Source organism: Cryobacterium sp. TMT2-17-1, assembly GCF_004402765.1.
Classification (GTDB): Bacteria; Actinomycetota; Actinomycetes; order Actinomycetales; family Microbacteriaceae; genus Cryobacterium; species Cryobacterium sandaracinum.
Genome location: NZ_SOGC01000039.1, coordinates 20,096 through 41,493, shown reverse-complemented (window position 1 = coordinate 41,493; position 21,398 = coordinate 20,096). Strand labels below are relative to the sequence as shown.

Annotated in this window: 19 protein-coding genes; 13 read left to right on the top strand and 6 right to left on the bottom strand. The window is 68.6% G+C overall.

Annotated features, from left to right (window positions below):
* Positions 1–23: 23 nt before the first annotated feature.
* From E3O47_RS11065 to E3O47_RS11045, 5 genes are read left to right on the top strand one after another with little or no spacing between them, the layout of a single operon-like run.
* Positions 24–407, top strand: coding sequence for a DUF2304 domain-containing protein (locus E3O47_RS11065; RefSeq protein WP_134401211.1), 384 nt, complete (start codon positions 24–26; stop codon positions 405–407).
* Entirely contained in the window at positions 404–1,372 is a 969-nt protein-coding gene (gene galE, locus E3O47_RS11060; protein WP_134420535.1) for a UDP-glucose 4-epimerase GalE, read from the top strand. The genes E3O47_RS11065 and galE (E3O47_RS11060) overlap by 4 nt, the downstream gene beginning before the upstream one ends.
* Entirely contained in the window at positions 1,369–2,655 is a 1,287-nt protein-coding gene (locus E3O47_RS11055) for a hypothetical protein (RefSeq protein ID WP_134420533.1), read from the top strand. The genes galE (E3O47_RS11060) and E3O47_RS11055 overlap by 4 nt, the downstream gene beginning before the upstream one ends.
* Positions 2,652–4,274 carry a DUF2142 domain-containing protein gene (locus E3O47_RS11050; RefSeq protein ID WP_134420531.1) on the top strand — a complete coding sequence of 541 codons (1,623 nt, stop codon included), beginning with the start codon at positions 2,652–2,654 and terminating at the stop codon, positions 4,272–4,274. Before E3O47_RS11055 ends, E3O47_RS11050 begins: the two co-directional genes overlap by 4 nt.
* Complete coding sequence (locus E3O47_RS11045) at positions 4,267–5,430, top strand: glycosyltransferase family 4 protein (RefSeq protein WP_166785383.1); 1,164 nt, start codon at positions 4,267–4,269, stop codon at positions 5,428–5,430. Before E3O47_RS11050 ends, E3O47_RS11045 begins: the two co-directional genes overlap by 8 nt.
* Here the strand turns inward: E3O47_RS11045 and E3O47_RS11040 are convergent.
* Genes E3O47_RS11040 through E3O47_RS11030 form a run of 3 tightly spaced genes read right to left on the bottom strand, consistent with a single transcriptional unit; the run spans position 5,406 to position 8,529 of the window.
* Positions 5,406–6,503 (bottom strand): glycosyltransferase family 1 protein, encoded by a 1,098-nt coding sequence (locus tag E3O47_RS11040; protein ID WP_134420527.1) that lies wholly within the window; start codon positions 6,501–6,503, stop codon positions 5,406–5,408. The two genes, E3O47_RS11045 and E3O47_RS11040, sit on opposite strands and share 25 nt — an antisense overlap.
* Positions 6,500–7,657: a hypothetical protein gene (locus E3O47_RS11035; RefSeq protein WP_134420525.1), complete on the bottom strand. Its 1,158-nt coding sequence runs from the start codon at positions 7,655–7,657 to the stop codon at positions 6,500–6,502. Before E3O47_RS11035 ends, E3O47_RS11040 begins: the two co-directional genes overlap by 4 nt.
* Complete coding sequence (locus E3O47_RS11030; RefSeq protein WP_134420523.1) at positions 7,654–8,529, bottom strand: hypothetical protein; 876 nt, start codon at positions 8,527–8,529, stop codon at positions 7,654–7,656. Before E3O47_RS11030 ends, E3O47_RS11035 begins: the two co-directional genes overlap by 4 nt.
* Before the next feature lie 58 nt (positions 8,530–8,587).
* On the opposite strand from E3O47_RS11030, the gene E3O47_RS11025 reads away from it, so the two are divergent.
* Together E3O47_RS11025 and E3O47_RS11020 are read left to right on the top strand one after the other, a co-directional pair.
* Positions 8,588–9,757, top strand: coding sequence for a glycosyltransferase family 2 protein (locus E3O47_RS11025; protein ID WP_241986180.1), 1,170 nt, complete (start codon positions 8,588–8,590; stop codon positions 9,755–9,757).
* Positions 9,757–10,791, top strand: coding sequence for a glycosyltransferase family 2 protein (locus E3O47_RS11020; RefSeq protein WP_134420519.1), 1,035 nt, complete (start codon positions 9,757–9,759; stop codon positions 10,789–10,791). Before E3O47_RS11025 ends, E3O47_RS11020 begins: the two co-directional genes overlap by 1 nt.
* A 24-nt stretch (positions 10,792–10,815) precedes the next feature.
* On the opposite strand, the gene E3O47_RS11015 is transcribed toward E3O47_RS11020, so the two are convergent.
* Together E3O47_RS11015 and E3O47_RS11010 are read right to left on the bottom strand one after the other, a co-directional pair.
* Complete coding sequence (locus E3O47_RS11015) at positions 10,816–12,120, bottom strand: O-antigen ligase family protein (protein ID WP_134401201.1); 1,305 nt, start codon at positions 12,118–12,120, stop codon at positions 10,816–10,818.
* A 19-nt stretch (positions 12,121–12,139) separates the two neighbouring features.
* A complete protein-coding gene (locus tag E3O47_RS11010; RefSeq protein ID WP_134420517.1) occupies positions 12,140–13,444 on the bottom strand; it encodes an O-antigen ligase family protein in 1,305 nt (434 codons plus the stop codon).
* 80 nt (positions 13,445–13,524) lie between these two features.
* On the opposite strand from E3O47_RS11010, the gene E3O47_RS11005 reads away from it, so the two are divergent.
* Together E3O47_RS11005 and E3O47_RS11000 are read left to right on the top strand one after the other, a co-directional pair.
* The gene (locus E3O47_RS11005; protein WP_134420515.1) at positions 13,525–15,201 is read left to right on the top strand and encodes an FAD-dependent oxidoreductase; all 1,677 of its coding nucleotides are present in this window, start codon (positions 13,525–13,527) and stop codon (positions 15,199–15,201) included.
* Positions 15,198–15,503 carry a metal-sensitive transcriptional regulator gene (locus E3O47_RS11000; protein WP_104100304.1) on the top strand — a complete coding sequence of 102 codons (306 nt, stop codon included), beginning with the start codon at positions 15,198–15,200 and terminating at the stop codon, positions 15,501–15,503. Before E3O47_RS11005 ends, E3O47_RS11000 begins: the two co-directional genes overlap by 4 nt.
* A 192-nt stretch (positions 15,504–15,695) precedes the next feature.
* On the opposite strand, the gene E3O47_RS10995 is transcribed toward E3O47_RS11000, so the two are convergent.
* Positions 15,696–16,874, bottom strand: a complete 1,179-nt coding sequence (locus E3O47_RS10995) for an acyl-CoA dehydrogenase family protein (protein ID WP_134420513.1) — start codon at positions 16,872–16,874, stop codon at positions 15,696–15,698.
* Between the two features lie 133 nt (positions 16,875–17,007).
* Here E3O47_RS10995 and manA point away from each other — a divergent pair, with 133 nt between their 5' ends.
* The 4 genes from manA (at position 17,008) to E3O47_RS10975 (ending at position 21,328) form a co-directional block, all read left to right on the top strand.
* On the top strand, positions 17,008–18,348 hold the full coding sequence (gene manA / locus E3O47_RS10990; protein WP_134420511.1) for a mannose-6-phosphate isomerase, class I: 1,341 nt from the start codon (positions 17,008–17,010) through the stop codon (positions 18,346–18,348).
* A gap of 256 nt (positions 18,349–18,604) precedes the next feature.
* Entirely contained in the window at positions 18,605–19,561 is a 957-nt protein-coding gene (locus tag E3O47_RS10985; RefSeq protein ID WP_134401200.1) for a hypothetical protein, read from the top strand.
* Positions 19,562–19,874: 313 nt separating this feature from the next.
* On the top strand, positions 19,875–20,849 hold the full coding sequence (gene galE, locus E3O47_RS10980) for a UDP-glucose 4-epimerase GalE (protein ID WP_134342642.1): 975 nt from the start codon (positions 19,875–19,877) through the stop codon (positions 20,847–20,849).
* Positions 20,850–21,007: 158 nt separating this feature from the next.
* Positions 21,008–21,328: a WhiB family transcriptional regulator gene (locus E3O47_RS10975; RefSeq protein WP_134342688.1), complete on the top strand. Its 321-nt coding sequence runs from the start codon at positions 21,008–21,010 to the stop codon at positions 21,326–21,328.
* The last annotated feature ends 70 nt before the right edge of the window (positions 21,329–21,398 follow it).

Here is a 21,398-nt window from a genome sequence, read left to right as displayed (position 1 = left end):
CGGACTGCGAGGGACGGAACCCCATGGACGCTAATCAAATCCTGATCAAGGTTGTCTTGATCACAGTCTTCGCGGTTCTGGGTCTGGTGATCCTGCTGCCCCGCCGCGGTGCGCGTGGAATGGCCATCCGTCGTCTGACTCTGTTGCTGGTCATGGTGAGTGCGGTCATCGCCGTCATCTTCCCGAACCTGACCAACTCGGTCGCTGCCGTGCTCGGAGTCGGCCGCGGAACGGACCTGCTCCTCTACGGGCTGATCGTGGTCTTCCTCGGCTTCGCCGTCACGTCATCCGCTCACAACCGGCGACTCGACCGGCAGATAACCGACCTGGCCCGCCAGATCGCACTGACCGAAGCAATCACGGCGCGCGAAGGCCGAACCCCGACGGAAGATGTCAACCCCGCATGACAACCCTGGTGACCGGTGGCACAGGCTACATCGGAGCTCATATCGTGGATCTTCTGTGCAAGCAGGGGCGGTCGGTCGTGATCGCGGACGACGTCGTCACCGGCATCGAAGGCCGGGTGCCCGGCGTGCCGATCGTGCGTTTGGAGTTGTCCGAAGACACCGCGGTCGCACGCCTTCGCGACCTGATGATCGAGCACGATGTGGACGAGGTCGTGCACCTGGCCGCGCGTAAGCAGGTCGGCGAGTCGGTGCAGCGCCCCACATGGTATTTCCAGCAGAACCTCGGTGGTCTGGCCAATCTGTTGGCGGCCATGGGCGAGGCGGGGGTGTCCCGCCTGGTCTTCTCATCTTCGGCCGCTGTGTACGGCAACGGTGCCGGGGTCCCGCTCCTGGAAACGGACGAGACACGGCCGGTGAACCCCTACGGCGAGACCAAGCTCGTCGGCGAGTGGATGATCCGAGACGAGACAGCGGTGCGGCCACTGCGCGCAATCAGCCTGCGCTACTTCAACGTGGCGGGCGCCGCCCGGCCCGAGCTGGCCGACCGAGCAGTGCTCAATCTGATACCGATGGTCTTCCAGAAGATGGCCGAGGGTAAGAACCCCGTCATCTTCGGCGACACGTACGACACGGCCGACGGCACGTGTGTCAGGGACTTCATCCATGTAGCCGATCTCGCGGATGCGCACATCGCGGCACTGTCCCGGCTCCAGGTGCAGGCCGATGCCTTCGACGTTTTCAACGTCGGGACAGGACGGGGGTATTCGGTGCGTGATGTGGTCAACGAGGTTGCCGTTGTCTCCGGTACCGACCTGCACCCGTCCGTCGAGTCTCCCCGCCCGGGCGACCCTGCCTCCGTGGTCGCCGAGGTCGACAAGATCGGTCGAGTCCTGGGATGGTCAGCGACCCGCTCCCTGAGCGACATGGTGAGCTCAGCTTGGAGCGCCCAGGAATCATTTCGGTGAGTGAATCCACCGGCAGCGGCCGGCGGGGAAAGCTCAGCATCCTCCTCATCGGGGGAGCGGCCGTGGTGGCCGGGGTTTCCGGCTATCTCGTCACCTTGGCGGTGGCCCAGCAGGCCGGCCTCGCTGCCTATTCTGTGTTCGCTGTCTTCTGGGCCGTTCTCTACTTCATCGTGGGATGTCTCTTCGGCCTTCAACAGGAGATGACCCGAGCCGTATCGGCGCGCACCCGCGCACGCACCACCGCCGAGGCACCGGGGCAGCCCCGCGTTCCGGTCCCGAAGTTCGTTCTTCTCGCGGCCGGGATCGTCGGTATCGTGATCGCGGTGAGTTTCCCGCTCTGGGCGCTCCCGGCTTTCGGGGCGAGTCAGCTCGGACTGGTCGTGCCGTTGGCGGTGGGAGCGGTGGCCTGTGTCGCGGTCGCCTCCCTCAGCGGGGTCCTCTCCGGACTGGGACTCTGGGCGGACCTGGCTCTGATCGTGGGCCTGGATGGCGCTCTGCGCCTCGCAGCGGTCCTGACGGTGCTCGCGCTCGGCGGTGACCAGACCTGGCTGGCCTGGGCTGTGATCGCACCGTTCCCGATCATGATGGGAATCGCCCTGCTGGTTGCCCGCAAGCGGCTGGCACGTGCACGGTACGTCGACGGCACCTATCGCGGCCTGCTCTGGAACAGTTCCCGCACCATGCTGGCGGCTGCGGCCATGGCGGCGATGGTCACCGGGTTCCCGGCGCTCCTCGCGCTGTTCGCTGACGGAGTCGACCGGACCTATTTCGGCGCTCTCATTCTGGCTATCACACTCCTCCGGGCGCCCCTGCTCGTGCCACTCACTGCATTTCAGAGTTACCTGCTGGTCTTCTTTGCGTCCCGTGAAGCGAGCATCATCCGCGCTCTGGTCCTTTTCCTCACGGTCGTCGCGATCGGTACTGCGGTCTTCGCGGGGATGACGGCGCTCTGGGGCGAACAGGTCTTCGTCTGGCTGTTCGGCGACACGGTGAGGCAGGTGAGCGACCTCCTGGTTCCGCTGGTGTTCGCATCTGGGATGATCGCCGGGCTCTTCGTGACCGGGCCGGCCGTTCTTTCCCGTGACAGTCACACCGCCTACACGGCCGGGTGGGTCGTTGCGGCCGTCATCGCCATGGGCGCGGTGCTGATGCCCTGGGCCATCGGTGATCGCGTGATTGCAGCTCTGGTCATCGGGCCCGCCGCCGGTCTGTTCATTCACATCACGTCTGTCGTGCGGGCGTCTGCGCAACGGCGAGACCACCTCCCACGAGACGTGCCATGAGGGCGCTGTCTTCCCGGACGGCACCCCGCGTCCGCTACGAACCAGCGCACACCCGGTCCGTCTTCTGGACGGCCTTCGCCCTGATGGCGACGCTCGCCACCCTGTGGTCGCTGGCCAGCCCGATTTTCTCCGTCCCCGACGAGAACGCCCACGCAACGAAGGCCATCGCACAGGTTCGGGGTGACCTCACCGGGCACGCCGTGGAAGGGGTCAAACACTCCGTCGTCGACCTGCCGGAGGAGTATTCCTACAGCCAGCAGATCGTCTGCTACCTCTTCCACTCGGAGATGACCGCAGACTGCGGGTTCGAACTCGGGGACGAAGGCGGCAACGATTCGTTCAACACCTGGGTGAGCGCGTACAACCCGATCTACTACTACCTCGTCGGCTGGCCGACTCTCCTGCTCGACGGATCGGCCGGGATCTACTCCATGCGCATCATCAGCGGCCTGCTGTGCTCGGTCTTCGTGGCCTGGGCCTTCCAATCCGCTATGTCGGTGCGGCGTTCCCGCTGGCTGCCGTTCGGGCAGGCCTTTCTTGCGGCGCCCATGGTCGTGTACCTCTTCGGATCTGTTAATCCCAACGGCATCGAGATCGCTGCGGCCGGCGCGCTCTGGATCTCCCTGCTCCGGCTGCTGCAGCACTTCGACGGCCGTGACCCGGGAGTGGTGTCGTCGCTATCCCGTCGCCACCTCTGGCTCATCGTCACGGTTGCGTCGATCGTGCTGGTCACCGCTCGAGCGACGGGGCCGCTGTGGCTCGTGGTCGTGGTCGGGCTGTGCTTCGCGGCCACAGGTTGGCGGGCGGTGAAGACTCTTTTCACGACGGGTTCCTCCTATCTCGGGCTGGCTTTCGTGGCGGCCGGCGGGCTGTTCTCGATCCTCTGGACCCTCCGCGGCGGCAGCCTCTCCGGCCAGGCGGATGCCTCGGATGCGCCCCAGGTGGGGGCCTCCTTCGTGCAGGGCTTCGCCTATGTCATCCGCCTGACGCCGGACTATTTTCATCAGGCCATCGGGTTCTTCGGTTGGCTCGACACGCCCCTCTCCGGGCCGAACTACTGGCCGTTCGTGGCCGCCACGGCCATCTTGGTGGCGCTCGCCTGCACCGGACTGGACCGACGCAGCGTAGTGACCATGGGTGTCGTTGCGGCTGCCGCGGTGCTGGTCCCCGCTCTCGTGCAGGGCTACAGCGTGCACCAGACCGGCATCATCTGGCAGGGCCGCTACGGGCTCTTCCTCTACGTGGGGGTGACGCTCGTGGCCGCCTGGCTCCTGTCCGGGCGTTCGGGGCGGCGTCTGGCGTTCCTGTCCACCCGCCTGACCTGGATCGGCGTCACCCTCGTCGCCGTCTACGGCCTGGGGGCGTTCTTCCTGGTGCTGCGGCGCTACGTGGTCGGCACGGACGAATCGTTCAGCACAATGTGGGAGAACCCCGACTGGGAGCCACCGCTCGGCGCGATGACCCTGGTGGCCCTCTACGGCCTCGTTTCACTCCTTTTCGTGCTGTGGTCGGGCCGGCTGGCGGTCAGATCCGCGCGGGCCGACGATGCCGCCGAGGCAGAAACCGACACCGATGCATCCGCGTTGCCCGAGCCTGAGACCGAGACCGTCCGTGGTTGAACCGCGGGTGGCGGTCGCCTTCGACTGCCTCTACCCGGTCAACACCGGTGGCGGCGAACGCGTGTACCGCCGCCTGGCGGAGCTTTTCGGGGCCCGACGGTGCCCGGTCGACTACGTGACCCGCCGGCAATGGCCGACGGATGCGCCCCCGGCGGTGCCTTTCACCATCGTGCCGGTGTGGCAGGGCGACATCTACGATGCCCGCGGCACCCGCACGCCACGGAGCGCGATCGCTTTCGCAGCGGCGCTGTTTCGCCACTTCCTCCGTCGGCGCGGAAGCTACGACGTCGTGGTCGTCAGCACCCTGCCAGTGCTGAACCTGTTCGCGGTGCGGCTGGCCCTCGTCGGCACGCCGGCACTCGTGGTCGCCGACTGGCTCGAGGTCTGGCCGTGGCCGAAGTGGCGGGAGTACGCCGGCGCGCTGCCGGGAACGATCGCCTTCCTGTTGCAGACCGTGGGCATCCGCCTCGGTGACCTGCACACCGTCAACAGCGAGTTCACCGGTGCCCGGCTTCGCCGCTATCGGCGCCGTGCCCAGCCGGTCGCCCTGGGCCTGGTCGACCTCGTCGGCGACGAGCCCGATGCCACGACCGAACGGCACGAAGACCCGTACCTGGTCTTCGTGGGTCGGCACATCGCCGACAAACGCGTGATCGATCTCATTCCGGCCCTGCGGGAGGCCCGCAGCCAGGTTCCGGCCCTGCGCGCGGTTATCGTGGGCACCGGCCCGGAAACGCCCCGCGTGGCCGCCCGGGTGACCGAACTCGGCCTGGACTCCGCCGTCGAGCTGCTCGGCCGGGTGAGCGATGACGAGCTGAGGGACCTCGTGCAGGGTGCTCGGGTGCTAGTCAACCCGTCGGCCCGGGAGGGGTTCGGGCTCGTCATCGCCGAGGCGGCGGCCTTCGGCACACCCAGCGTGGTGGTGGCGGGCCCCGACAACGCCGCAGCGGAGCTGGTCGTCGACGGCGTCAACGGCTACGTGGCCCTTTCCGTGGCGCCCGCCGAACTTGGCGGGGCTATCGTGCGAGCGGTCGAGGCCGGCGAGCCCCTGAGACGCTCCACGCTCGACTGGTTCCGGCGCGAGCGGGTCAGCCACGGCCTGAGCGCCTCGGTCGACCAGATCCTGGCGCGCTACCGCTCGGCGAGGGCCCGCTGAAACGACGCCAGGGTGTCCAGGGCGGTCTTCGCCCACGAGAAGGCGCGGGCGCGGTCACGGCCCTGTGCTGACAGGCGCGCCAGCTCGGCCGGGTCGTCGAGTAGGCGGGACAGCGTCGCCGCGAGGGCGGCGGCATCCTGCGGCGTCACGTACACGGCCGCGTCGCCGGCGACCTCGTGCAGCACCGGGATATCGGAGCAGACCACGGGGCAGCCTCGGGACATGGCCTCCAGCACCGGCAGGCCGAAGCCCTCGAACAGAGTCGGGAACACGATCAGGCTCGACTCGGCGTAGCACCGGTCGAGTTCCTCGGCGCTCAGCCAGCCCCGCAGTGACACCCACGCCTCCAGACCGAGCCGGGCAACGGCGGGGGTGAGCGGGTCGTCGCCGTGGCTGCCGGTGACCGTCAGGTGCGGCCGGGACGCGGCGGGGATCAGGGCGAGGGCCTCCAGCAGCAGGGGGAAGTTCTTGTGCGGCATCCGGTTGCCCACGGCCATTAGCCGGCCAGGCAACCGGGGGAGAGGCACAGGGTCCGGGTTCGCAGCCGGGTCCTTGCCCGCGAGCGGCACTACGTCGATGCGGGCGGCCGGAACCCGCAGGTAGCGCACGATGTCTTCTGCCGAGGCGACGCTCACGGTGAGAACGCGGCGGGCGCCGTGCGCGGCCACCCGGATCATGGTGCGGAGAATGCGCGAATAGACCCCAGGCACGTATTCCGGATGCCGGAACGGCAGCAGGTCATGCACCGTGAGCACCACGGGCACCCGCGACCAGACCGGGCCGAGGTTTGCCGGACAGTGCACCAGATCGGCGCGCAGCCGGCGGGCCGCGCGGGCGACGGTGACGAGCTCACCGCGGGCCCAGGCGATCCGGTTCTCACCGCTGATGCCCGAGTCGACGATCTCGCCGGGGAACCAGGACGTGTCCGAGCCGGCCAGCTCGCTCGACGCGAGGCCGATGAATTCGATCCCGCCGGCATCCGGTTCGATCCGGCCGTACACCTCCCGCACGTACGACTCCATGCCGCCCTTGCGGCCGGTGTAGAAGAGCAGATCGACGAGGACACGGCTCATGCGGCGGCCGCCACGACCGGCGCGGCGGCGCGCACCCGGCGGCGTCGCGCGAGCTCGTAGACCACCGCCGAGGCCAGCTCAGCGATGAGCAGCCCTAGAAACACGGCGGATAGGCTGTTCAGCGCCAGGCCGATCCCGGCGAGGACGAACGCTATGACGGAGACTGCGGCGCGCAGCCCGGTGAGCAGCCGCACCTCGCCCATCCGGCGCAGCGCGGCGAACGGAATCGTCGTGGCGAGCGACGCGGCCCGCCAGCCGCACGCGAGCACCAGCGGCAGGACGGCGGCCGAGCCGGTCCAGACGCCGCCGAAGATGAAGCCGAGCACTCCGGTGAGCTCCAGCATCATCAGCACCACCACGGCCGCGACCACCGCGCCGGCCGACACCACGATGTCGAGGCGGGAATGCTCCTTGAGCAGCCGCAGTCGCATGAAGTTCAGAGGGATCGCGAGCAGGCCGGACACCGTCGCGATCGCCGTGAACAGCACTGCGCCGCCGGGCCCGATCAGTGTCAAGATCATGACATTCAGGAGCGGATAGATCACCCCGGTGATCGCCGTGTCGGCCACCACCCAGCTCATCACGGCCGGCTCGGGGCGACTGGCCCGGTGCGTCACCGGCAGGCAGCGCACCAGGGTGGCCAGGGCGATTCCGGCCACGAGCGGGATCAGCGCCCAGTCCTGGCCGGTGAACGCTGCCGCCACACCGGCGAGGGCACCGAGCCCCACGGCGATGGATGCCCAGATCTCCCGCAGGTCGAGACGCTCGGCGACCGAGACGCCCCGGCCCACTTCCAGCGCGGCGATCAGCAGAGGCAGGCCGAGACAGAGCACGACCGGGTTCGTGGCGTTGAGGGCGATCACCACGGCGGCGACCAGGGCAAGGCCGGCCAGCCAGAGCGGGAACACCACCCGGCGGTCGGTTGCCGCCGAGCTGAGCCGGGATTCCAGCACGACCGCGAAGGTGAGCTGGCCGGCGAAGGTGGCCACCATCACCGCCACGGCAATGACGCCCTGCTCCGGCCGGCTGAACAGTCGGGACGAGATGGCGACCGTGGCCGCGGGGATGACGGCCAGCGATACACCCCCGAGCAGGGTGATCAGGCTGAGTATGGCCCGGCGCAGACGGAGAGGGGCGGGCAGATCGGCCGTCATCGGGTCACCGCGGTGAGCGTGCCGACGGGGCCGAGGGTGCGCCCGAGCATTCCTTCGAGCCGGCCGAGGAGCACCCACCAGCCGTCAGTGAGGGCGTTCGTGCCGCGATTGCGCAGACCGAAGAACAGACCGCCGCCGAGGAACGCGAACCGCCACCACAACGGATACCGCCAGCGGGTCACCAGGCGTCCCAGCCCGCGGCCGTAGCCGCGCAGCTTGTGACGGCGTTCCGCGCTGCTGAGCCCGCTCGGGTCGCTGATCCCGCCCACCGTGAGCGCGGGCGGCTGCCAGGCGAAGCCGAGGTGCTCCCCGGCACGGATCAGTTTCAGGAGCAGGTCCGTGGCCTCCCCGGCCTGCCAGGGCGTCGGGGCGCCGGTGCCAATCTCCGGGTCGAAGCCCCCGATCCGGTCGAACACGCTGCGCCGGATCAGGATGCCCATCTCGATCACGCTCCAGACCGTCCACCGTGTCAGGGCCGCGCCCGGCTCGGGCAGCACGAACTTAGGCCCGTTCTCGTCGACCACTGTGAGGGCGCCCGCAAGGAAGCCCTCGGGGAGAAGCCTCATTCGTTGCAGCGCGCCCGGTGGGTACCAGGTGGTGTCATTGGGAAAATTGAGCAGCAGATCCTGGTCGGCCGGCAGCGCCGCGACGCCCGCGTTCCGGCCGCGGGCAGCCCCGGGCGGCGACGTCGTCACGATGATTCGCATGCTCTCCGAGCGATAGACGGATGCGAGGGCCTCCACTTCAGACAGGTTTCGCTGGGCGACCACAAGGAGCGTGTCACCCACCAATAGCTGACCAGACAGGGAATCGAAGAGTCGCTTCAGACCCTCGACACGGCCGAGCGTCGACACAACCAGTCCAAGGTCCACACAGCCCAGTCTGTACGATGAGGGGGCCAGACCAACAATGACGGGACTTGCAGCGAGCATGACAATCACCGCAACCATTGAACTTTCGATCCTGATGCCGTGCCTCAATGAGGCCGAGACGCTTGCGATCTGCATCGACAAGGCCCAGGGATATCTGCGGCGAAGCGGCATCACCGGTGAGGTCCTGATCGCCGACAACGGTAGCACTGACGGGTCGCAGCAGATCGCCGAGGCGCACGGGGCCCGGGTCGTGAATGTCACGGAAAAAGGCTATGGCAGCGCTCTCATCGTAGGCATGGAGGCCGCCCAGGGCACCTTCGTCATCATGGGTGACGCCGACGACAGCTACGACTTCAGCGAACTCGACGGTTTCGTTGAGCGGCTGCGTGCGAGCGATGAACTGGTCATGGGCAACCGCTTTCGCGGAGGCATCGAACCCGGCGCCATGCCGCCGCTGCACCGGTACCTCGGAAACCCGGTGCTGTCGTGGATCGGGCGCTCCCTGTTCCGTTCCCCGATCAAGGATTTCCACTGCGGGCTGCGCGGCTTCAACCGCCAGTCGATGCTTGCCCTGCACTTGCAGACCTCGGGCATGGAGTTCGCCAGCGAGATGGTGGTCAAGTCCACACTCGGTGGGTCCCGGGTGAGCGAAGTGCCGACCACGCTCAAGAAGGACGGCCGCAGCCGGCCGCCGCACCTGCGCAGCTGGCGGGACGGCTGGCGGCACCTGCGGTTCCTGCTCATCTTCAGCCCGCGCTGGCTGTTCCTGATCCCCGGCATCTCCGCGTTCCTGATCGGCCTGGTCGGCACCGTGCTGCTCGGCTTCGGACCCGTCGTGGTGGGGGAGGTGGGCTTCACCTACTCCAGTCAGATCTACCTGGCCGCAATGGCGGTCGTCGGCTACCAGGCCTTCCTGTTCGCCCTGCTCACCAAGATCTACGCCCAGCACGAGGGGTTCCGCATCCCCCGCAGCCGCAACTTCGAACGGCTCGAGAAACGCATCAGCCTCGAGAGCGGTGCGATCCTCGGGGTCGTGCTGTTCCTGATCGGCCTGGGCATAGCCTTGTCGCAGCTGATCGGCTGGGCGGCGGGCGGTTATGGCGCGCTTGAGGCCGGTGCCACCGTGCGGGTGGCCATCCCATCTGCCCTACTGATGATGCTGGGCTCGCAGACGGTCATGGGCGGCCTCTTCCTCGGCGTGCTGTCGGTCGGCCTGAAGCGACGCTGATGGCTCGCTCCACCGCTTCCTCGTCGCGCGCGCCCGCGGCATCCCTGCCGCGCGTGTCCGTGGCCCTCTGCACCTACAACGGCTCCGCGTTCATCGAGGAGCAGCTGCGCAGCATCCTCGGCCAGACCGCGCCCGCCGACGAGATCGTCGTCTCCGACGACGGCTCCACTGACGACACCCCGGCTGAGGTGGAAAGCGTCTTCGCCGCTTGGAAGGTAGAGCATCCGCGGCAGGCCGTGACCCTGCGCCTGATCCGCAACTCTGCGCCGCTGGGCGTCACCGCGAACTTCGAGCAGGCGCTCACTGACTGCACGGGCGAGCTGATCGCGCTCAGCGACCAGGATGACGTGTGGCCCCCGGAGCGGCTGGCCCTGCTGATCGCCGAGTTCCGGGCTCGCCCGGACCTGCAACTGCTGCATACGGATGCCCGACTCGTCGACGAGGCGGGCCTGCCGACGGGCCGCACCTTGCTCGCCACCCTGGGGGTCACCGCCGCGGAGCGTGCCGCGGAGCATGAGGGGAACGCCTTCGACATCCTGCTGCGCCGCAACATCGTAACCGGCGCCACCGTGATGCTGCGCCGCGGGCTGGTGCAGCGTGCACGACCGTTTCCGGCGGCGTGGGTGCACGACGAATGGCTGGCGATCGTTGCCGCCGCGACCGGCGAGGTCGACCTGCTTGAAATCCCGCTGCTGGACTACCGCCAGCACGCAGGTAACCAGATCGGCGCCTCCAGCCTCGACGCGGCCGGCAGGCTTGGCCGGCTGCGGGCGCCGCGCACGGCGCGCAACGCCCGTTTGCTGGCCCGAGCTCAGGCGCTGCAGGCGCGGGCGGCGCAGCTGCAGCCTGCGCCGGCAGCCGGAACGCTCGCCCTGATCGACGCCAAGCTGGCCCACGAACGCCGGCGCAGCACCCTTCCGGCCCTGCGCGCGGCCCGGGTCGCGTCCGTTTTCGCGGGCTGGCGTGCCGGCGACTACCGTCGCTTCGGCCTCGGCCTGCAGGACATGCTGCGCGACCTGGTGCAGCCGGTCTGAGCTTTCGCTCGGGTTGGCCCTTGCTCAGTTCTCCGGGTGCCGGTGCGGGGTGGGCTGCAACAGGCTGCGCCAGCTCTTGCCCTGCGCGGCCTTCACGGCGCAGATCAGCAGCAGCAGCCAGCCGAAGTCGACCAGAACAGTGCTTTCGGCCGCCGAGGTGACCAGCAGGGTCACCAGCACCAGCGGCGACCAGACATAGACTATCGAGCGTTTGTCCGAGGCGAGCAGCCACGACCGCCAGAAGGCGAGCGTCACGAGCGCGAGGAACGACAGGAGGCCGACCAGGCCGACCTGGAAGTAGACGTCGAGGAACGCGTTCAGCGCGGAGGCCTGCGGGCGCCCGGTGACGAAGCTGAGCCAGCCGTAGGGCGTGACGTCGATGGGCCAGAGACCGGCCCAGCCCCAGCCCTCGAGCGGGTTCAGCATGGCCAGACGCCAGATTTCGCCCCAGAGTGTGGTGCGGGCCTCGAACTCGCTGCCCGCGTTCAGCTGGTCGGTGATGCGCGCGCGGGCCGCAATCGCGATGATGCCGGCCACGACGGTGCCGCCGAGCAGCCCGATCTGTAGCAGCCACCGGTTCGCGGCGGGCGTGGCGCGCAGCCAGATCAGCGCCAGCGCGGCGAGGCCCACGAACAGGGCCACCACGAGGATGACGGGGGAGCGGGTGAGTAGCAGGCCGAACACGGCCAGGGCGATGGAGCCGATGCCGAGCCCGCGCCGCACCGACCGGGACCGCAGCTCGACCGCGAAAGTGACCGCCGCGATCAGCGAGACCAACCCAAACACGTTGCGGGAGCCGAAGAGGCCCTGCACGGGCCCGAAAGAGTCGATGTTGCCCTGGATGCCGAGGAAGACGAAGGGCGTGTCGAGCAGCAGGCCGGAGAGCACCTCCAGAGCCAGGGACACTCCGAGCAGCACCCGCAGCACGTCGCCGGTGGCGCGCACGACCTGGATGGTGTCGCGGGCCAGGGCGATGTAGATGGCCAAAAAGGTGAAGGCGAGCTGGTAGAGCGAGGCGCTGAGGGTGTGCAGCGGGTAGCTGGACCACAGCACCGACAGGGCACACCAGCCCACGAAGACCATGATCGAGATCGGCAGGAGCCCGTGCCAGTCGACGCCGGCCCAGCGGGCGGTGAGCGAGAACGCGGCCAGCACGACGAGGCCCACGAGAATGCCGACGACGCCGGGCGGGCCGATCACGGCGCGCAGGGCAGTGGTCGAAAAGGCGAAGCCGATGATGACCAGCGCCAGCGAGGAGGCGAACTTGGGGGAGGCGAACAGCCGTGTGAACTGGTCCGGCACGGCGGGGGGATACGCGCGGTAGGTCATGACGTTCCCACGCTACCGCCTAAGGCATCCGTTGATTGGTTGCCTGCTGTCGCTTCGTGATCACGGCGAGCACGACCAGCAGCAGCCAGCCGGACTCGATCAGGATGCGGCTTTCGGCCAGGCTCTGGGCGATCAGGGCTACCAGGAGCAGCAGCGGGAGCAGGGCGGAGGCCGCGTAGGGTTCCGTGTCGGCGAGGGCGCGCCTGGGCCGGTCGACCGCGAGGAACCAGCAGCGCCACAGCGTGGAGAAAACGGCGGCGGCGAAGATGATCAGCCCGAGGACGCCCAGCTGAAGCCAGACGTCGAGCCAGGCGTTGTGCGCCTGAAGGTAGACGACGCCGCGGCGCACGGCGAGACCCTCGAAGGGTTCGACCCAGGGGGCCCAGTAGCTCACCCACCCCCAGCCGAACACCGGGCGCTCGGCGGCCAGCCCGGCCACGCTGCGCCAGATGTCGAGGCGGCCGGTGAGGTCGGCGGATTTGCCGAGCAGGGCGAGGAGCTGCGGCGTGAGGGCCACCAGGCCGACACCGCCGACGACCACGGATGCCCCGGCCACCAGGTACACCGGCCGGCGCCCCTCGGGGAGCCGGCGGCGGGCCCAGAGGGCGAAAAGCAGCGCTGCGGCGACGGCGGCAGCAGCAAGCGTCACGGTCGCGGACCGGGTCAGCAGCAGCACGAACACCCCGAGGCCCAGCCACGCCAGACCCCAGTTGCGGCTCACGGTGCCGGCGGCGAGCTGAACGGCGAAGACGATCACGGCGATCAGTGCCACGAACCCGAGCAAATTGCGGTTGGCGACGATGCCCTCGATTGGCCCGCCCTGCAGCAGGATACCGCGGGTCCAGTAGTACGACTCCGGCACGTTGCGGGTGCCGTAGTCGACCCAGAAGGGGAGCACGGCCTGCCGCACGAACAGGGCGACGATGAGCTCGAAGGCGAGGGACAGGGCGAGGATCCAGCGCAGTGCGGCGGCGAGCGTGCGCAGCAGCTCTGCCCAACTCAGGCACAGGGCGAGGAACAATGCGGCCAGCGTGGTTGCCCACTGCAGGGTGACTCCGATCAGGGAGGCGCCGAGGTAGAACGACCAGGCCAGCGACAGGGTGGCCAGACCGAGGAAGGCGATGAGCGATTTCGGGAACCGCGACCACATCCAGTCCGGGTTCAATGTGACGAGGGCGACGACGCTGCTCACGACGATGACCAGCGCGATCGCGCCGTAGCCCCACCAGCCGAACAGGCTGCGCCAGAACTGGCCGGCCAGGACGGAGAAAAAGACGAGCGTCGCGAAGGTGCGAACGACGAATCGGCTCTGGACGGCGGGCATGTGTCTAAGGCTAAAGCGTGCCGGGGCGGTCACCGATCATTTTCTATACCCCCTGGGGTATACTTATTCCGGAGGTTCGAATGAAAACGATCATTGTTGGTGGAGTTGCGGGCGGAATGTCGGCGGCGACGCGGTTGCGTCGGCTGGACGAGACGGCAGACATCATTGTATTTGAACGCGGCCACTATGTCTCGTTCGCAAACTGCGGACTTCCCTATTACGTGGGCGGCGTGATCACGGACCGCAGCAATCTTTTACTCCAGACCCCGGCATCCCTCGGGGCCCGCTTCCGCCTCGACGTGCGCGTCGACCACGAGGTCACGGCGATCGACCGGGAGGCGAAGACGGTCTCCGTGCGCCAAACGCAGACCGGCGCCGAGATCACCGAGACGTACGACCGCCTCATCCTGGCTGCCGGAGCGACGGCCCGAACCGGGATCACCCCGGCCGGCCTCGCCACTCGCACCCTGCGCACGGTCGACGACGTCGACCACATCACCGCTCTGCTGGCCGGCGTCACGGGTCAGGCCTCCGCCGTCGTCATCGGCGCCGGGTTCATCGGCTTGGAGGCCGTCGAAAACCTCGTTCGCCGCGGCGTGCACGTGACCCTGGTCGAGTTCGGCTCCCAGGTCTTCGGGCCCTTCGACGCCGAGATGGCCGCGCCGATCTTCGACGAGCTGCTCTTGCGGGGCGTTGACGTACGCCTGAACACGACCGTCGTCGCCGCCGCCGACGCGGGAGTCAAGCTCAGCGACGGATCCGTCGTTCCGGCCGACCTCGTCATCGACTCCGTCGGCGTGCTCCCCGACACCTCGCTCGCCGCCCGGGCGGGCATCACGATCGGCGCGAGCGGCGGTATCGCCGTCGATGGCAGTCAGCAGACCAACGACCCGTCGATCTACGCGGTCGGCGACGGCGTCGAGAAGATCGACGCCGTCGACGACAGCGGCATCCTGATCACCATGGCCGGCCTCGCAAACCGGCACGGCCGGGCGGCCGCCGACAGCATCGCCGGCGAGCCCGCGTCGGCCTCCCCGGTGCTCGGAACCGCCATCCTCGGCATCTTCGGCCTGACGGCGGCCATGGTCGGCTGGAGCGAGAAGCGTCTCGTGCAGCGCGGCCGCGCGCACCGGGTCGTGCACACCCACCCGGCGTCGCACGCCACCTACTACCCCGGCGCCGAGGGCATGTCGATGAAGCTCCTGGTCGACCCGGCGACGGATGCCATCCTCGGCGCCCAGATCGTCGGCGGCAGCGGCGTCGACAAGCGCATCGACATCTTGGCGACGGCGATGACCGGCGGACTGACGGCATCCGCTCTCACCCGCCTCGAGCTGGCTTACGCGCCGCAGTACGCGTCGGCGAAGGACCCGATCAACCAGCTCGGCTATGTCGCCGACAACCTTGCCGCGGGAACGACGCGTGCGCTGCAGTGGCACGAGCTGGCCGCCGCCCGGGCCGCGGGCGCGGTGCTCGTGGATGTGCGCTCGGCGGCGGAGTTCGCCGCCGGGAACATTCCCGGCGCGATCAACGTTCCGGTGGACGAACTGCGGGACCGCCTGGCCGAGCTGCCCGACGCACCTGTGATCGTGCACTGCCAGGTGGGCCAGCGCGGGCACACGGCCGCACGCATTTTGAGCCAGAACGGGCTGGACGTGCAGAACCTCGACGGCGGCTACCGCACCTGGATCGCCGGCGAAACCGCTCTCGGCCTGATGCCCCTCATCGCCGCCAAGTCTGAAAGGATTCCGGCATGACCGAAATCACCGCTACCGCTGCCGACGTCGCTGCTGCCGACGTCGCTGGGGAACAGAACCAGAAGAAGATCCTCAACCGGTTGCGCCGGGCCCAGGGCCAGCTCGCGGCGGTCATCACCGCCGTCGAGGCCGGCGGCAGCTGCAAGGATGTCGTCACTCAGCTCGCCGCCGTGTCCAGCGCCCTCGACAAGGCCGGTTTCGTCATCGTCTCCACGGCGATGCGCGAGTGCCTCGACAACCCGCAGGGGGAGAACTCCCTCACGGTCGAGGAGCTGGAGAAGCTCTTCCTGACGCTGGCGTAGCCTCCCGACGCGAGTCGGGCCCGCTCGGCGTTGAACCAATTCGACGGAGATTCTCCCGTGAAAGCGCTTTTTCGGGGTTCTGGGGACTAGTTTGGCCAAAATCTCCGTCGAATTCGTTCGGGGCTCGGGGCTCGCGGTTCGGGGCTCGGGGCTCGGGGCTCGCGGCTAGGGCGGGCGCGGCCCCTGACTCGCCTAGACGAAGGCCGCCTGGCCGGTGATGCTGCGCCCCACGATCAGGGTGTTCATCTCCCGGGTGCCCTCATAGGAGTAGACGGCCTCGGCGTCGGAGAAGAAGCGCGCCACATCGTACGAGAGCACGATGCCGTTGCCGCCGAATAGTTCGCGGCACCAGGCGACCGTTTCGCGCATCCGGGCAGTCGTGAAGAGCTTGGCCAGGGCGGCGTGCTCGTCGCGCTGGCTGCCCTCGTCGAGCATCTGCGAGACCCGCACGACCATGCCCAGGCTGGCGGTGATGTTGCCCAGCGACTTCACCAGCAGGTCCTGCACCAGCTGGTGGCCGCCGATCTCCTTGCCGAACTGCGTGCGCTCCTTCGCGTACGCGACGGCCGCCTCGTAGGCGCCGATCGACGTTCCCACGGCCGCCCAGGCCACCTCGGCTCGGGTCAGGCGCAGAACCTTGGCGGTGTCCTTGAACGAGTTCGCGTTCTGCAGCCGGTTCTTTTCGGGCACGATCACGTTCTCGAGCACGATGTCGGCGTTCTGCACCGAGCGCAGGCTGATCTTGCCCTCGATGCGGGTGGCGCTGTAGCCGGGGGTGTCGGTGGTCACGATGAAGCCCTTGACCATGCCGTCGGCGGTGTCTTTCGCCCAGATGATGGTGATGTCGGAAAAGGTGGCGTTGCCGATCCAGCGCTTGGCGCCGTTCAGAAGCCAAGTGTCGCCGGTGCGGGTGGCCGTCGTGCGCAGTCCCTGCGCCGCGTCCGAGCCGGAGAGCGGCTCGGTCAGCCCGAATGCCCCCACGAGCTCCCCGCTCGCCAGGCGCGGCAGCCACTCGTCGCGTTGCTCCGGCGAGCCGGTCGCCGAGACGGTTCCGCAGGCGAGGCCGTTCTGCACGCCGACGAACGTGGCGACGGATGCGTCCACGCGCGCCGTCTCCAGGGCCACGAAGCCGCGGAACACCGCGGAGTTCTGGAAGGGCCGGGTCTCAGGCCAGCCGAAGGAGTAGGCCCCGAGCGCCGCCAGCGGCCGGATGACCTCGGCCGGGAACTCGGCGCGCTCCCAGCATCCGTTCACGATGGGCCGAACGTCGGACTCGAGGTAGGCGCGCAGATTGGCGAGCGCGGTCTTCTCCTGATCGGTCAGCAGATTCTCGTAGCCGTAGAAGTCGCTGGGAAGTAGCTCGAAGGTCATCAGGTGCTCCATTGCAAAGGTGGCGACGGCCGGCGTGCGGCGGTCGGCGGATGTTCGCAGCCTACGGTCGCGGAACCGGCACGCCGCAAGCGGTTGGTAGTTTGGTCTAAACCTAAGAGTGCAGGAGAGCGCCATGTTTGTGGGCATCACCAATACGCCGCGGCACTATGCCTGGGGTTCGACCACCGCCATCGCGGGTCTGCTCGGCTACGATCCGTCGGGCACAGCTGAGGCCGAACTCTGGCTGGGCGCACACCCGGGATCGCCGAGCGTCATCACCGACCCCGAGCAGGTCGGCGGCCACCACACCCTCCTGGACTGGATCCACGCAGCCCCGGAGGAGGCCCTCGGCGCCGCGCTCGCCGCGCCCGCTGCTCCGCGGTTGCCGTATCTCCTGAAGATCCTCGCCGCCGCGGGACCGCTCTCGCTGCAGGCGCACCCGACCGCGGAGCGGGCACGGATCGGCTTCGGCCTGGAGAACGCGGCCGGTATTCCGCAGGATGCGGCGGACCGCAACTACCGCGACCCGTTCCATAAGCCCGAGGTGATTTTCGCCCTGAGCGACACCTTCGAGGCCCTCTGTGGGTTCCGCGAGCCGGTCGAGATCCGCGGCATCCTGGGCGAGCTGCGCGCCCTCGACGTGGCCTCGGACGACCCGCAGCCCGGCGCGCTCGATGCGCTCGAGCGGCACCTGCTCGGCGACGACGCACTGCGCGACTGCGTCGACTGGTTGTTGCGCGACGGCCGCGGCGGCGATTCCGGCGAGGTGGCCTGGCTGGTCGAGCGGGTGGTTGCCCTCGCCGTCAGCGCGGCCGACCTGGCCGAGAGCGGCGCGATCCTCGACTACCCGCTCGAACTCGCCACCGTGCGGGACCTGGCCCGTGCCTACCCGGGGGATCCCGGCATCGTGATCTCGCTGCTGACGAACCGGGTGTCGCTGCGCCGAGGCGAGGTGCTCTACCTGCCTGCCGGGAACATCCACGCCTACCTGTCCGGCCTCGGTGTGGAGCTGATGGCCGCCTCGGACAACGTGCTGCGCGGCGGGCTGAGCCCCAAGCACATCGACGTCGACGAACTGCTCGAGGTGCTCGAATTCACGCCGCTGCCCGTGCCGTACCTTCCGCCCGTGCTGTCGTCTCCGGGCGTCTCGGAGTACCGACCCGACGTGGACGACTTCGTGCTCGTGCACATCGCGGCGGAAGCCGGGGGTGCGGGCGCGCCTGCGGCTGCGGCTTCTCCCGGGGATGCGGGTGCTGGTGCTCATGCGGCTGCGGCTTCTCGCGCGGGAGTGCCGATGCGGCAGTTCACGCTGACGGGGCCCGCGATCGCCATCTGCACGGCCGGGGGATTCCTGGTGGCCGGTGCGGGGGCATCCGTCGCCCTCAAGCGCGGCGAGTCCGTCTACATCACGCCCGACGAAGGCACGCTCACGTTCGCCGGCGTCGGCGAGGTCTTCCTGGCCACGACCCCCTAGCCCTGGCTCCCCACCAATTCGACGGAGATTTTGCGCTCGAACCCGCTATTTGCCGGTTTGTGCGCTGTTCGGAGCAAAATCTCCGTCGAATTCGTTCGCGGTCGCCCTTCCGCGCAGCAGCGCGGGGGTGCTGGGGCGGTCTGATCGGTAGCGTCCGGGCGGGAAACGGTGCCCCCGACCCGGTGGGGGCGGCGTGTTATCCCCAAGGTGACGGATGCCGCGGCGCGGGTTCGACTCCGCTGCGAGGCTGCGGGCCATGCGCTCACTCACCAGGGACATCCTCGACCACGGACTCTTCGTCAAACGCGCCGCACTCCGCGCCCGAGGCTGGAGCGATGGGCACCTCCGCGGCGAGGTCAACCGGGGAACGGTCGTGCGGGTGCGCAAGGGCTGGTACTCGGTTCCGTCGGCGCCGCCGTCGGCCGTCGAGGCGTTCCGGATCGGAGGCCGGCTGGCCGGATTGAGCTGCCTGAAGTCCTACGGGATCTGGACCCCGACCACCGGCAGGCTCCACGTCAGCGTCCCCAGCGCCGCGCGCGGGTTGCGGCGCCCGACGGACATGCGCGCACGGCTGGATGTGCTCGACGGTGTGCGGTGTCGCGTGACGTGGAGCGACGACGCGATCGACGGACGGGGCGACTGCGTGTGGCGTACCAGCGTGCACGAGGCCCTGGTGCGCATTCTGCACAACCACGACCGGGTCACCGCAATCGTGTGTCTGGATGCCGCGTTGCACAGCGCCCAGGAAAACGGCGTCGGGATTATCCGCGACGACCTGGGCTGGATCTTCGCCCGCGCGCCGCTGCGGGTTCAGTCCTGGCGTGACGAGGTCGACGGACGCGCCGCCGCGGGTGGGGAAACGGAATTCCGACTCAAGGCCCTGGCCGCGGGCATCCCCTTCGTTCCGCAACCGTTCGTCAGCGGGGTCGGGCATCTCGATGGCCAGATCGGGCCGTCGACCTTCGTCGAGATCGAGGGGAAGGACTGGCATGACGATCCGATCGCCTTCGAGGTCGACCGGGAACGCGATCTGCTGGTTGCAAGCCAGAACGGGCGCACCCTGAGGTTCAGCTACACGCTCCTTCGCAAACAGTGGGGGTTGTGTGTGCGGGCGATGGTCACGGCGCTGGAGTACGACTACCAGCGCGAGCCGTCGGCAGCGTTTCCGCCGTTCCACGAGCGGATGCTGCGGGCGCGCCACCGTCTCGGCTAGGGCCCGGGTCGGTTCCCGGCCCCCGCATCAGGTGTCGCCCCTGCGCCGCGGCGAGCACCCGATCAGCTCGCGGTCGAGCCGCCTGGCGCACCCGCGCGCGTCGCGATCACGGCCCCATCCGTTGCCCGACCCTGCCCGCCCCCGCGTCCGCCACCCTCCGGGAACTCGCGCCGGGCAGCGGCAGGCTGCGCCGGGCGTCCGGGCGACCCGCCCCGACGACCTGCCGCGCTGATCGACCAGCGACAGCCCCGCCACCGAGGCTAGGCTTGCAGAGCGGCAGTGCTTGATTGCCGTCAGATCTTGCGAGGTTCAGATGGCGTGGCTTGTCACCGGAGGTGCCGGATACATCGGTTCCCACATCGTTCGTGCTTTCCTGAAAGAGGGCATCGAGGTGGTCGTCATCGACGACCTCTCCAGCGGGCACGCTGAATTCGTGCCTGCCGACGTGCCGTTTGTGCGCGGCACCCTCCTCGACCGCGAGCTGCTGGTGCGCACCTTCGCCGAGCACACCGTGACCGGCGTCGTGCACGTCGCGGGTTACAAGTACGCCGGGGTCTCGGTGCAGCGCCCGCTGCACACCTACGAGCAGAACGTCACGGCCATGGCCACCCTGCTGGCGGTCATGCAGGAGTGCGAGGTCAAACGGATGGTGTTCTCCTCGAGCGCGGCCGTCTACGGCACCCCGCACACCGACCTGGTCACCGAGGAAACCCCGAAGAACCCCGAATCTCCCTACGGTGAGTCCAAACTGATCGGCGAATGGTTGCTGCGCGATCAGGCCGTCGCCGCCGGACTGCGCTACACGGCGCTGCGCTACTTCAACGTGGTCGGGTCCGGAGCGCTCGACCTGCGCGACACCAGCCCGCACAACCTCTTCCCCCTCGTCTTCGACGCGCTGATGGAGGGCCGCATCCCGAGCATCAACGGCGACGACTACGCCACCGCCGACGGAACGTGCGTGCGGGACTACATCCACGTGGCAGACCTGGCCCTCTCGCACGTGGCCGCGGCCCGGCACCTGGACGCCGGCGAGCCGGTGCTGCCCGTCTACAACCTCGGCAGCGGCGACGGAGTGTCGGTGGGGCAGATCATGTCCACCGTGGCGGCCGTCACCGGCATCGACTTCGCGCCCGTGATCGGTCCGCGCCGCGCGGGCGACCCCGACCGGATCGTCGCCTCCGGCGAACTCGCGGCCCGCGATCTGGACTGGGCCATGCGCCACAGCCTGGAGGAGATGGTGCAAAGCGCCTGGGAATCGCGGCAGGCGGCATCCGTCTCAGCGTTGTGACCAATCAAATCGCACCGATTTTCGCTCTTGGGCGAGTCGAAACCCTCCAACAAATATTGACGGTTTAGTATCAGCGACTTGACGGCAAGGAATTACACGGCTGTAATTAGGGCTGACGCGTAATTTTGGGCACATTTTGCAGTGGGGTGGATGACGATATGGCGCTATCAGAGTCTCGTGCCGGGGTACCGGAGGACTGGTTCATTGACCCGGTTCGTCTGGGTGTTCCCGGGGTCCGTAAGGAAGTGGGCGACGGCGATCTTCTGTCGTGGCAATCGGACTCGCTCTGCGCGCAGACCGATCCGGAGGCGTTCTTCCCCGAAAAGGGAGGGTCGACCCGCGATGCCAAGAAGATCTGCTCCTCGTGCGAGGTGAAAACCCAGTGCCTGCAATACGCGCTCGCCAACGACGAGCGGTTCGGAATCTGGGGCGGCCTGTCCGAGCGGGAACGGCGCAAACTGCGCAAGCGGGCCAGCTAGGCCTCAGACGGGCCGTAAAACGACCCACGGCATGCGAATCCGGACCCGACGCCGGCTGCGGCACCGGAGG